The 11,987-nt window shown below is 47.4% G+C and carries 11 protein-coding genes and 1 riboswitch; of the genes, 3 read left to right on the top strand and 8 right to left on the bottom strand.

Features of this window, described 5'->3' with window-relative positions; translation table 11 throughout:
- On the top strand, positions 1–187 hold a 187-nt coding region (locus tag DXC57_RS15595), incomplete at its 5' end, for a hypothetical protein (protein WP_207662806.1).
- A 417-nt stretch (positions 188–604) separates the two neighbouring features.
- Here the strand turns inward: DXC57_RS15595 and sdaAA are convergent.
- The 5 genes from sdaAA to DXC57_RS09070 all read right to left on the bottom strand — a co-directional run bounded on the left by sdaAA (position 605) and on the right by DXC57_RS09070 (position 5,724).
- On the bottom strand, positions 605–1,519 hold the full coding sequence (gene sdaAA / locus DXC57_RS09050) for an L-serine ammonia-lyase, iron-sulfur-dependent, subunit alpha (protein ID WP_118293868.1): 915 nt from the start codon (positions 1,517–1,519) through the stop codon (positions 605–607).
- Positions 1,520–1,561: 42 nt separating this feature from the next.
- The gene (gene sdaAB, locus DXC57_RS09055) at positions 1,562–2,221 is read right to left on the bottom strand and encodes an L-serine ammonia-lyase, iron-sulfur-dependent subunit beta (protein WP_118293861.1); all 660 of its coding nucleotides are present in this window, start codon (positions 2,219–2,221) and stop codon (positions 1,562–1,564) included.
- Between the two features lie 21 nt (positions 2,222–2,242).
- Positions 2,243–3,019: an SDR family oxidoreductase gene (locus DXC57_RS09060; protein ID WP_118293862.1), complete on the bottom strand. Its 777-nt coding sequence runs from the start codon at positions 3,017–3,019 to the stop codon at positions 2,243–2,245.
- A 200-nt stretch (positions 3,020–3,219) separates the two neighbouring features.
- Positions 3,220–4,092, bottom strand: coding sequence for a phosphoribosylaminoimidazolesuccinocarboxamide synthase (locus DXC57_RS09065; RefSeq protein WP_022359439.1), 873 nt, complete (start codon positions 4,090–4,092; stop codon positions 3,220–3,222).
- A gap of 348 nt (positions 4,093–4,440) precedes the next feature.
- On the bottom strand, positions 4,441–5,724 hold the full coding sequence (locus tag DXC57_RS09070; protein WP_107000465.1) for an O-acetylhomoserine aminocarboxypropyltransferase/cysteine synthase family protein: 1,284 nt from the start codon (positions 5,722–5,724) through the stop codon (positions 4,441–4,443).
- Positions 5,725–6,273: 549 nt separating this feature from the next.
- Here DXC57_RS09070 and DXC57_RS09075 point away from each other — a divergent pair.
- A complete protein-coding gene (locus DXC57_RS09075; protein WP_118293863.1) occupies positions 6,274–6,702 on the top strand; it encodes an Rrf2 family transcriptional regulator in 429 nt (142 codons plus the stop codon).
- Between the two features lie 173 nt (positions 6,703–6,875).
- Here the strand turns inward: DXC57_RS09075 and DXC57_RS09080 are convergent, their stop codons facing one another.
- Positions 6,876–7,394, bottom strand: a complete 519-nt coding sequence (locus DXC57_RS09080; protein ID WP_118652223.1) for a MazG nucleotide pyrophosphohydrolase domain-containing protein — start codon at positions 7,392–7,394, stop codon at positions 6,876–6,878.
- 536 nt (positions 7,395–7,930) lie between these two features.
- Here DXC57_RS09080 and DXC57_RS09085 point away from each other — a divergent pair.
- Entirely contained in the window at positions 7,931–8,869 is a 939-nt protein-coding gene (locus DXC57_RS09085; protein WP_118494235.1) for a DUF4392 domain-containing protein, read from the top strand.
- A gap of 324 nt (positions 8,870–9,193) precedes the next feature.
- Here DXC57_RS09085 and DXC57_RS09090 read toward each other — a convergent pair whose 3' ends face one another.
- Both DXC57_RS09090 and DXC57_RS09095 read right to left on the bottom strand, forming a co-directional pair.
- The gene (locus tag DXC57_RS09090) at positions 9,194–10,597 is read right to left on the bottom strand and encodes a sodium:alanine symporter family protein (protein ID WP_118652226.1); all 1,404 of its coding nucleotides are present in this window, start codon (positions 10,595–10,597) and stop codon (positions 9,194–9,196) included.
- Between the two features lie 149 nt (positions 10,598–10,746).
- Positions 10,747–10,851: riboswitch (glycine riboswitch) on the bottom strand.
- A 120-nt stretch (positions 10,852–10,971) separates the two neighbouring features.
- On the bottom strand, positions 10,972–11,955 hold the full coding sequence (locus DXC57_RS09095) for a hypothetical protein (RefSeq protein ID WP_118652229.1): 984 nt from the start codon (positions 11,953–11,955) through the stop codon (positions 10,972–10,974).
- Positions 11,956–11,987 lie beyond the last annotated feature (32 nt).

Below are 11,987 nucleotides of genomic sequence, written 5' to 3' on the forward strand. Positions count from 1 at the left end.
TCCAGTCAAAATTCGCTTGGCTAATTTTAACCGTTATTACTGTTGTTTTGGTTCTTCGCAAAATTTGCATTTTGCTCATCGCGTTCAACTCGCTCATGCCTGCAAGCAGTCATGGACTCGTTTTTATCGCGAATGTTCTGAATGTTCTCTTGAACTTCAAGGCTTAACCAAAAGCCTTTGTTCTTAGAATTTTCAGGGTTTTACATACTGTTCAGTTTTCAAGGTTCTTTGTGTTGCCTCAGCAGCAACTTTTATAGTTTATCAAAAGTTTTTGCTTTTGTCAACACTTTTTTATTTTTTTACAAATCCACGTTTTTTCGAAATTTTTCTGAGTTCATCAAGAATCTTCAAATCATTTCTTTCGTTTCGTGTTTTGTTTTTGTCCTTGTCTCGAGGACGTATGTTATGATACCAGAGCATTCCCAGAAAGTCAAGTATTTTTCTAAATTTGCTATTTTATATGTTTTTTTGTGATTTTTAAGAATATTCTGGCATCATTTAAACAGAGCTATTTCTATATTGCTGTTCTTTCTTCTACAATTTTATCTTCTCATCAGCAGCCGGAACAGTTCTGACAGGTTCTGCAATCGCGTGCTGTCTGGTTCTATTGATTTTTATTGCTTTCCCGGGTTTTCTTAGCAATGTGTTCCTTCTTTCCCATCCGTCCCGCTATCTTTCTGGCACTCTCGGTCACTGCCAGACCGCCTTCACTCGTCTCGCGTAAAGCAGCCGGAAGCGCATTGCCGATCCGACGCATGGAATCGATGACCTCGTCTGCCGGGATTGCACTCTTGATTCCCGCCATTGCCATCTGCGCACTGACCGCCGCATTGACGGCGCCGGCGGAATTCCGCTTGATACACGGAACTTCAACCAGACCACAGACCGGATCACAGGTTAGTCCCAACATATTTTTGAGGGCAAATGCCGCTGCATTCGCGATACACTCCGCATCGCCGCCCTGCAGATATGCCAGCCCCCCTGCTGCCATCGCACTTGCTGAACCAATCTCCGCCTGGCATCCACCCGATGCACCGGCGATGCTCGCATTTTCTGCAATAACCGCACCGATTCCTGCACTGACAAAGAGCGCCTCGACCATCCGGTTCTCCGTTTCCTTACAATATTCCTCATACGACAAAAATACCGCCGGAATCACCCCGCATGCGCCCGCCGTCGGAGCCGCCACGATTCGTTTCATACAGGCGTTGGACTCTCCCATTTTCACCGCTTTTTCCATCACAAGCCCCATGTATCCGCCCGCCAGGCTGCGACCGGAGGCATTGTATGCGTGCAGTTTTTCTCCGTCGCCGCCCGCCATTCCACTTGCCGAGACGATCGAGCCGTCGTATTCCTGATCTGCCTGGCGCATCGCCTGATACATCTGCCGCATTGTTTCAAACGATTCTTCCACCGTCACCTGGCGTTCCTGCACATCCGCCAGAAGAACCACCTTCCAAAGCGGAATCTGATATTCGTTCGCTAAGCGGATTAGATCATTCACTGAATGATATAACATTTCCATTTTCCCGTTCCATTCCTTTTCTTATATGAACCCTTCCTATCGAAGACTTAAATACGTTACCTTCCTGATGCCCTCCTGGCGGCGCAGCCACACAAGCCCTTCTTCCGGAATCTCTTGATCACACTCAATAACCATCACTGCCATGCCGCCGCGCGCCGCACGGTAGAGCTGCATCGTCGCAATGTTGATCGATTTGTGCGCCAGCATCGCCGTCACATCCGCCACATGTCCCGGCTGATCGTCATTGTGGACAACCAAGGTTGGATAACTGCCGGAAAAATTGGCTTCAATCCCATCGACCTTCGCAATATTGATCCGGGAACCGCCCAGTGATTCACCTACTACCGTCAGACTGCGCCCGGAAATGCCCTCAAGCTCCAGTTCCGCCGAATTTGGATGCGCCTCTTTTAAATTGGCTTCATCAAAGGAAAACTCAATCCCCTTCTCCTCTGCCAGGTGGAAGCTGTCCGGAATCCGCATGTCATCCGGCGCCATCCCTAAAAGTCCCGCAATCAGTGCTTTCTGTGTTCCGTGTCCGGTTCCCGTTGCCAGAAATGAGCCGTACAGACCAATCCGTGCCCGCTTAACCGGTTCCCCAAGAAGCTTCTGCGCCACAAATCCAATCCGAACCGCGCCCGCTGTGTGGGAACTGGACGGTCCGACCATCACCGGACCTACTATATCAAATAGATTCATATTTCTTTCCTTTTCTCTCGTTTACTTCGCCAGGTAGCCGCCATCCACCGGGATTACCGCTCCCGTTATATATTCTGCCGCGTCACTCGCTAAAAACACGGTAATTCCTGCCAGATCCTCCGCCTTCCCCCAGCGGTGCATCGGGATCCGCGCCGTTACCTCTTCATACTGACCCGGATTTTTGGCTTTCATATCCGATGTGAGCTTTGTCTCCATATAACCAGGTGCGATCGCATTGACGGTCACACCACGCGACGACCATTCATTAGAGCAGGCTTTCGTGAGCTGCGCCACGCCACCCTTACTTGCCGCGTATGCCGGTATCATCACACTTCCGAAAAAGGATGTCATCGATGCCACATTAATAATTCTGCCGTATCCACGCTGCAGCATATCCCGCGCCGCCAGCTGAGACATCTGGAACATAGCACCTAAATTTACTCGCAGAACCCGATTCCACTCTTCCATCGGAAAATCTTCTGCCACGCACCGGTGCTGAACTCCCGCACAGTTTACCAATATATCCGCCTGACCGTCAAGGCTTTCCACCAGATGATTATAGATATCCGGAACCTCCTCTTCTCTTACCAGATCTCCCACTATTCCGTGAACCACCGCCCCGGTTATCCGTGCAAGCGCATCTGCGCTCTCCCGCACCTTCTCACTTGTTCCCAAAATGGCAACCTCCGCCCCCGCTCTGCACAGTCCCTCTGCCATGCCATAGCCGAGCCCTCTGGTTCCACCCGTGACGATCGCTTTCTTCCCCTTTAAGCTAAACAAATCCATAAAATCGCGCATCTTTCATTTCCCCTTTCAAAAGCACCCATCTGTAAACAGTCCCCCTGCTGCTGAGCGCGAACTATCGATACATTTGTTTTCTATTTTCTATATATAAAAGCTGCCGCGAAACAAGAATTTCATCCTTTTCACAGCAGCTTTTTTTCTTTTATTCAATGCATTTTCTTCCGCTACCTGACCGGCTGCATCGAGCGATCCGCTTATGCCAGCTTTTCGCCGGTCAGCATCTCATAGCTCTGAAGATATTTTTCAATGGTCTTGTCCACAATCTCCTGCGGGAGTGTCCAGTCATTGCCCGGATGAGCGGTCAGCCAATCACGTGCAAACTGCTTGTCGAAAGACGGCTGAGAATGTCCTGCCTCGTAGCCCTGTGCCGGCCAAAAACGGGAGCTGTCCGGAGTCAGCATCTCGTCACCAAGAACGATGTTGCCATTCTCATCCAGACCAAACTCAAACTTGGTATCTGCAATGATAATACCTTTTTCCAGTGCGTACTCCGCACATTTTTTGTAAAGTGCAATCGTGTATTCACGCAGCTTATCTGCATACTCTTTTCCCTTGCCCGGGAAGTATTTTTCCAGATGATCTACGCTCTGCTCGTAGGAGATGTTTTCATCATGATCGCCAATCTCTGCCTTAGTGGACGGTGTGTAGATCGGCTCTGGCAATTTGTCAGACTCTTTTAAGCCTTCCGGCAATTCAATCCCACAAACTTTTCCGGTCTTCTGGTAACTTGCCCAACCGCTTCCTGTGATATAACCGCGGACGATGCACTCAATCGGAAGCATCTCAAGCTTACGGCACATCATGCTCTTTCCTTCGAATTTCTCCTGCTGGAAGAATTCCGGCATATCTTTTACATCTACAGAAATCATGTGATTCGGGATAATATCTTTCGTAAGGTCAAACCAGAACTTAGACATCTGTGTCAGTACCTTGCCTTTGTTTGTCACTTCATTATGTAAGATAACATCAAAGCAACTGATACGATCCGTTGCAACCATAATCAGACTGTCTCCATTGTCATAGATTTCACGGACTTTTCCTTCTTTAATCGGTTTCATCTCCTGCATTTTTCGCACCTCATTCTTAAATTTTATGGTGGAATCCAGAGCCCCCCTATATCACAAATGTACAGCTCTGTATCCTTCTATCTGATAAATTACCACTTATCCGCCCTTATTGTCAAGACTCGCCTCCCCGTTTCCCCCTTAAATCCCAACAATTCAGCATTTTACCCTGTAAAGGGCAGTTTGGCATGAATTTTTCTACGCCGTTTTCTTCCAAAATGGAATAGTAAAAATGCAGCGTTATCTGCCGTTCTTCCCTGCTTAAAGAAGAGTTGGCAGATGACACCGCATTTTATCAATTTACCATTTATTATGTATATGCCTCGGATTCTCAGCCCGACACACTCTTACTTATTTCAGAGCTGCAAATCCACGCTCCAGATCCTCGATGATATCGTCGATATGCTCGGTACCAATGGACAGACGGATGGTGTTCTGCTTAATGCCCTGATCTGCCAGCTCCTCGTCAGTCAGCTGGGAGTGGGTTGTTGTTGCTGGATGGATAACCAGGCTCTTTACATCTGCTACGTTTGCTAACAGGGAGAAGAGCTGCAGGTTGTCGATGAACTTATGGGCTTCTGCCTGTCCGCCCTTGATCTCAAAGGTGAATATAGAAGCGCCGCCGTTCGGGAAATATTTCTCATACAGTGCATGATCCGGATGATTCGGCAGAGACGGATGATTAACGTGCTCTACTAACGGATGTTTTGACAGGTACTCAACAACCTTCTTGGTATTTTCTACATGACGGTCGATACGCAGAGACAGTGTCTCAGTTCCCTGAAGAAGCAGGAATGCGTTGAACGGGGAAATCGTAGCGCCCATATCACGCAGAAGGATAGCGCGGATGTAGGTGACGAATGCTGCCGGACCTGCTGCCTCTACGAAAGATACGCCGTGATAGCTCGGATTCGGATCTGCGATTGCCGGATATTTGCCGCTTGCTTTCCAGTCAAATTTACCGGAATCTACGATAATGCCGCCCAGAGTGGTTCCGTGTCCGCCGATGAACTTGGTAGCGGAATGTACGACAATATCTGCGCCATGCTCGATCGGGCGAATCAGGTACGGTGTGCCAAATGTATTGTCAATGACTAACGGAAGTCCGTGTTTGTGTGCAATTTCAGCAATCGCGTCGATGTCCGGAATATCACTATTCGGATTTCCGAGAGTCTCCAGATAGATAGCACGGGTATTTTCCTGAATTGCACCTTCTACCGCTTCCAGATTATGAGCATCTACGAAAGTTGTAGATACGCCGAAATGGGAAAGTGTATGCTCTAAAAGGTTATAGCTGCCGCCGTAGATGGTCTTCTGTGCTACGATGTGACCGCCGTCTGCTGCCAGTGCCTCGATTGTATATGTAATAGCAGCTGCGCCGGATGCGGTTGCCAGTGCTGCAACGCCGCCCTCCAGTGCTGCGATTCTCTTCTCAAATACATCCTGTGTGGAGTTGGTCAGACGTCCGTAAATGTTACCGGCATCTGCCAGACCAAAACGTGCTGCCGCATGGGCGGAATTTTTAAATACATAAGAAGTGGTCTGATAAATCGGAACGGCTCTAGAATCGGTTGCCGGATCCGGCTGCTCCTGACCTACGTGTAACTGAAGAGTCTCAAATCTATAGTTTCCCATCTCAAAATACCTCTCTTTCTTTTTCTGGAAGTTTATTTCCTAGTATGTAAATTCGTTTTTATTTTATATTCATTTTTTTATTTGAGCAAGCGTTTTTCCATTTATTTTCAAGCTTTCTATAAAATAATTGCTTTTTCCGCAATATTATATTTGCTTATGCAAATGTATATTTGGCTTTTTGGGTAAATAAAAAGCCGGACCGCTTAATCTTCTTTAAGCTCCCGGGCAAATGGCTTGCATCTTAAATCGTTGTCATTCTCTTGAACGGCAGATATGCAAATTTACCTGACCATATAAAATGCCCGGGAATTACACATTCGACAACAACACATCAGATTTCCGTTCCATAAAATATTCTGTCTTGCCATTGTATCTGCCTCCTTTTCATTTTCATGTTCTTTCCGAACTCGATGGCTTAATGATACTCTTATAAACCAACTTTGTCAATAGGTATTAGGAAAAAACTTTTTTTCTTTGTTTTCCACGCTTTTCTCCTTGAAAGTCCTATTACCTTGCGTTATAATTGGTTAATAGTAAGGAGGTTACCGAATGATATCAACAAAAGGAAGATACGCCCTGCGCGTTATGATCGATCTGGCGGAACAAAATTCTGCTGGATATATACCACTGAATGAAATTGCCACCCGTCAGCAGATTTCTGAAAAGTATCTGGAAATCATCTTGAAGGTTCTGGTCAAAAATAAATTACTGGAAGGACAGCGCGGCAAAGGCGGCGGTTACCGTCTGACCCGTCCGATGAATGAATATACCGCCGGAGAGATTCTGGAACTGACCGAAGGCTCTCTCTCTTCCGTTGCCTGCCTTGCACCGGATGCGCCGCCGTGCGAACGTCAGACAAGCTGCGTGACCCTGCCGATGTGGAAACGCTTTGATCAGGTTGTACACAATTTCTTCTATAATATTACTTTAGAAGATCTGGTAAAAGAAAGTCAGTCTTTGCCGAAAAGTACGAATTAGCATTTATAAATGAACGGGAAATCTTATCATTCATATTGGCATCGTTTGAAAATCCCATCACTTCGCGCTTTACAAGTTTACAAGGATTCAAAAAAGGCATTCCATTTTGACCGAATGCCTTTTTATTATATATAGATTTTTCTATTTATTTCAGATTGAAGGCACCTCAAACATTATTTTTTGATGCCTTTCCGCTCCTCTGCCCGCTCGAGCAGTTTCTCCGCCTCTTCCAGCGCTCCCGGAAGATACGCTTCCATCCACTCTTTTCCGGCTTTTTCCTGCTTCTTGATTGCATCCCAATCCGTGACCGGTTCTCCCTGTTCGGACAGCATCGACTTACCAAACACGTGCGGATGGCGGCGGATCATTTTTTCACTGGCGCCATCCATGACCTCCCGTATCGTAAACAGTCCTTCTTCCTCCGCGATCTGCGCGTGAAGAAGAATCTGCAGCATTAAATCCCCCAGTTCTTCTTTCAGGTTCTCCGCATCGCCGGTCGCCTCCCAGATATTGATACCGCCAATCACCTCTGCCGCTTCTTCAATGCAGTACGGTTTCAGCGATGTATGCGTCTGCGCCCGATCCCACGGACAGCCGTCCTCGGCACGGAGATGGCGGACTACCTCGCAGAAGCGCTTGAACGATGCGGCGCGATCATTTTCTTTTTTTATCTCATTTGATTCTCGTTTCATTCTCTCTATCCATTTTCTTGTCTGCTTTTATTTCTGAGCTTGTTTATATGCCTATTTTGTAGCTGTTCAGTACCTTCACAGCCACAAGCAAAAATCCATTAAAAATTGCCTACGGCAATGGGATTTTTGCCTGCTGACCCATATTTTCGTACGGTCAGCGCAGTAAATGCGCTGACCTACTGAACAGTTACCCCATTTTTTTATTATATTCCAAATTTCACTTTCTGTCAGCCGTAAAATGAATTTGGAATTGACAGTCTGATATTTTTCATTTACAATACAATTATAATAAAATAGATTCTTTTATTTATCGGGACTCCTGCCCGGATGCTCCCTTCGTAAATAAGAGCCATGAATCTTACAGGATACGTGGGTCTTTTTTTATTGCACATGATTCCGATACAGCTACCATACCGGATTGCTGCCAATCTTTTTTGATTTGGAAATTATCCAGTAAATAAGCGCTCGAATCATCCAGATAGAAAATCCCCTGTCAATTTCTGCACAATGCAGTATATACCTGGAGGATTGATACCATGACTTTTTATGAAACTTTAGATTCAATTATGAAACAGGATTTTGGCGGTCGCGGACTTTTAGCATCTCTGCCTGCTTCCCCACTTGCGGCTGTGTCTGCTTCTCTCGCCCATGCGAAAAGAGCCGTTCTTCTGACCGGTTTCCCGGTTCGAATGCCAGACGGTTCTATTACCGGCGAGACGGATGGACCTTCCGGAACTGCCAACCTCGCAGCAGCGCTGACGGCAGCTGGCTGCGGCGTGTCAGTCGTAACCGACTGGTCTTCTTATCCGCATCTGGAAGCGGCTCTCCGCTTCCGCGCTCCGCAGGCAACCTTGATCCGTCTGCCGGAACAGAATACGGATAACTTTATCCGCACCTTTATCCGTGATGCAAAACCGACCCATCTGATCAGCCTGGAGCGCCCAGGCAAAGCTGAAAACGGACATTATCACAGCATGCGCGGTGAACAACTCGACGACATGATCACGGATTCGGCTCTTTTCCTGTCTGCTGCCAGAGAAGCTGGTGCCACGGTCATTTCCATCGGAGATGGCGGCAACGAGATGGGAATGGGTACTTTCCGCCGTGAAATTCTCTCAGGAGTTCCACATGGCGAACTTATCTGCACCGCAGAAGCAGCAGACCTGACGCTGGCAAGCGGTGTTTCCAACTGGTGGGGCTGGGGCATTGCCTCCCTGCTCTCCCTGAAATTAGGACGAAATCTTCTCCCGTCTGACCGCACCGAGACAGAATTGCTCCGCCGGGTTGTGGCAGCAGGCGGTGTGGATGGATGCACGAAAAAAGCTGAACTGACCGTTGATGCACTCCCTCTGGAGACACATCTGAGAATTTTGCAGTCTGTCCGTAAATTGACTGATGAAATGCTTGAAAAGCAGACAGCAACGAGGGAGACTCCTTGTTTTTGCAGAGAGCGGAAGGTAATGGCAGCTGTTTAGGGACTTTTGGTTTTTTATTTGTTTTCATTTTCAGAATAAAGAATGTGCCTTGGCACATTCGGGCGTCTCGCGCGGTCGCTTGCGACATATTTTTTCTTCGCGCGAGTGCGCATCCCGCGAAGCGTTTTTTGTCATAGGATGACGTTTCCTATGGCTAAAAAAGACCCGCCTATGTATTTCACTACATAAGCAGGTCTTTTTTGAATGATTGTTTAATGCTCGCTTTTTACGCTTACAATTCACTTCTATCGTAACTGTTCAGTACCTTCACAGTTACGCGCAGACCTACTGAACAGTTACCTTTTATCTTCTTTTTATTTGCTCTTACTTTTCTTCTGCAACCTGATATGCCTGTGTCACATTTTTCGTGATCGCTTCCGCTTTCCGGTCAGCCGCCACAACCACATGACTCAATGCAAGTAATGCCAAAACGTTCGGAATAACCATCAGCGCGTTGAAGAAATCTGCCAAAGCCCATACTAAATTTACCTTTAACATAGAACCAATGACAATACAAATCACAACGATGAAGGAATAAACCTTTGCCGCGCCCTCGCCGAACAGATATTTCGCATTCGTCAGGCCAAAGAAATGCCATCCCAGAATCGTCGAAAATGCGAAGAACAGCAGGCAGATCGCAATAAAAATAGAACCAAAGTTTCCAAAACTCTGCATGAATGCCGCCTGCGTCAGCGCTGTACCATCCTTGCCGGAGCTCATCGCATCCGTTGTCAGGACTGCAAATACGGTCAGATTTAAAATAACAAATGTATCAATAAAGACACTGATCATCGCACAAAGCCCCTGATGATGCGGGCTTTCTGCTTTCGCACGTGCGTGAGCATGCGGTGTGGAACCCATACCTGCCTCATTGGAGAAAAGTCCTCTCGCTACACCAAAACGGATTGCTTCGCGGACGGTGATACCAGCACCAGCGCCCATTACCGCTTTCGGATCAAATGCGCCCTTGATGATCATCATAAATGCCGTCGGCACGTGATTGATATGAAGACCAATCAGAATCAGGCTTCCTACAATGTAAACGCCTGCCATAACTGGCACAACCTTCTCTACCACAGCTGCCAGACGTTTGGTTCCACCAATGAAAATGAATCCTGCCAGTACTGCCAGCACAAGACCGACCGTGATCGGCGGAATATTGATTCCATATACCTGAAATACCTCTGTAAACGCAGCACCGATCGAGTTGGACTGTACCATATTGCCCATAAACCCAAGTGCTAAAACAATAAAGATAGCAAACAGAGTGGATAATACCTTTCCAAAATTACCTTTAAATGCCGCCTTGATGTAGTAGACAGGTCCGCCTGTCACCTCACCATTTACCTCTGTCTTGTAGGTCTGTGCCAGAACCGCCTCGGAGTAGATGGTCGCCATTCCGAAGAACGCGCTCAGCCACATCCAGAAGATTGCACCCGGACCGCCGCCAAACAGCGCTGTCGCCGCACCTGCCAGGTTACCAGTACCAACCTGTGCTGCGATCGCCGTCATGATCGACTGAAACGGGCTCATTTCCCCTTTTTCATGTTTTTCTCCGTTCAGGCTGAAATGTCCAAACACATGCTTGCAGCCCTCGCCAAATTTTCTTACCTGGATGAATTTGAGACGAATCGTGTAATAGATGCCCGTTCCACACAGCAGAATCAGCAGAAGAAAACTCCACAGAAAATCATTGCCTTTGTTTACCAGTGTCAAAATCGTGTCCATTTTTTATCCTCCTCTATGTTTTCGTTACGATTCCGGCTCTTTTATAAATCCGGGATCGAGTAATAAAATAAGAGCTGATACAAATCAGCTCTCCAAAGAGTAGAACATATGCATACAATAGAACTCATCCCCTGGTTCCATTGTGATTGGTTGTATGCCCTGTCCTTTTGCCTGAGAGATCAACGAATACCATGGACGTGCATCCGTCTTACACCTTCGGCGCTCCTTCTTGGAGACTCTCCAGAGTGTCCCTGCCTGACTGACCTTCGATCACTCGTCAGGACGGTTCAGTAAACAGGAACGAACTTATGTGAGGTATGCTATCACATTTCTTCTGCTTTTTCAACTGATTTTTATAAATTATACGAAAATCCTCAAAATATTACGGTTCGCGACACGTTTTCCCCCTTTTCATTAAACTGCTCATACTTTTCCCCAATCAAAAGAGAATCCATCTGCGGGTATGCACCATCTTTTAAAATATACGATGGAATTTCCCCTTCTGGCTGCCATCCCGGCTTTTTCCCTCCCCATTCTTCCCGGTTTTGAGCTGCCTCTGCCTCCGTCACTTTCCTCCATGCCGATTCTGCTGCCTGACCACGCTTTCCCTGCTTTGTCAGAGGAATCACTTTAAAATGATATACACCCGCAGTCTGCATCAACGGTACAAAATCGTACTGTTCAGCACTCGTCCGATGCGGATGTCCGACACGCTTCGCATCCCGGTAAAGCATCACCAAATATGCCGAAGCCCCCGGCGCTTTCTTCCACCTGCCAATTCCTCTTTCCGCCCAGCCTGCTGCATCCACCGTTCCTATTATCTCTCCGGCATCCTGTAATTCGATCGTCAAAAGCAACGTAGTGCCATTATCTTTCCGAACTGCCTTGCTGCATACCGCGCCAAGCCCTGAAAACCAGATGTCCTCCTGGCGAAGGACGGAAAACGGATCATCTGCGTCGGATTCCAGTTCTATTTCGTATAGAATTTCCGGAGCAGGTTCTTCTGCATGGATTTCTTCTATCTTTCGTTCTTCTAAAGAAACTTCTTTGGTACCTATATTTTCAGAGTCGGCTTGTATGCTCCCTTTATATTGTTCATTTTCTTTTTTTCCCACCTCTGCCCCATCCATCGCCGGTCCGCTTGCCAACTCACCGGAGATTCGTTCCACACCAGTGACGCTATATGCCCTGTCCCGGCTTTCCGCCTCCAAAACAGGCATTCCCATTTCATCCAGCTCTTCTGCTGCCAGCCGAATCCTGACCCGATCGATGGATGCCGCGGCAGCGGGGAAACATCCCGCAGCCGCCTGGCTCAGTACGGCTGCTCCGAAGAGCAGCCCTTTCGCCATCTGATCCATAAAATCCCTCCCTTCCCTTTTTCTGCCATCTG

The organism is Clostridium sp. TF06-15AC (genome assembly GCF_003481165.1).
GTDB lineage: Bacteria > Bacillota > Clostridia > Lachnospirales > Lachnospiraceae > Otoolea > Otoolea fessa.

Bases quoted from the DNA above. Each gene is read 5' to 3' on its own strand.
- sdaAA (WP_118293868.1), bottom strand. From the start codon at position 1,519: ATGTTATATCATTCAGTGAATGATCTAATCCGCTTAGCGAACGAATAT.
- sdaAB (WP_118293861.1), bottom strand. From the start codon at position 2,221: ATGAATCTATTTGATATAGTAGGTCCGGTGATGGTCGGACCGTCCAGT.
- DXC57_RS09060 (WP_118293862.1), bottom strand. From the start codon at position 3,019: ATGCGCGATTTTATGGATTTGTTTAGCTTAAAGGGGAAGAAAGCGATC.
- DXC57_RS09065 (WP_022359439.1), bottom strand. From the start codon at position 4,092: ATGCAGGAGATGAAACCGATTAAAGAAGGAAAAGTCCGTGAAATCTAT.
- DXC57_RS09070 (WP_107000465.1), bottom strand. From the start codon at position 5,724: ATGGGAAACTATAGATTTGAGACTCTTCAGTTACACGTAGGTCAGGAG.
- DXC57_RS09075 (WP_118293863.1), top strand. From the start codon at position 6,274: ATGATATCAACAAAAGGAAGATACGCCCTGCGCGTTATGATCGATCTG.
- DXC57_RS09080 (WP_118652223.1), bottom strand. From the start codon at position 7,394: ATGAAACGAGAATCAAATGAGATAAAAAAAGAAAATGATCGCGCCGCA.
- DXC57_RS09085 (WP_118494235.1), top strand. From the start codon at position 7,931: ATGACTTTTTATGAAACTTTAGATTCAATTATGAAACAGGATTTTGGC.
- DXC57_RS09090 (WP_118652226.1), bottom strand. From the start codon at position 10,597: ATGGACACGATTTTGACACTGGTAAACAAAGGCAATGATTTTCTGTGG.
- DXC57_RS09095 (WP_118652229.1), bottom strand. From the start codon at position 11,955: ATGGATCAGATGGCGAAAGGGCTGCTCTTCGGAGCAGCCGTACTGAGC.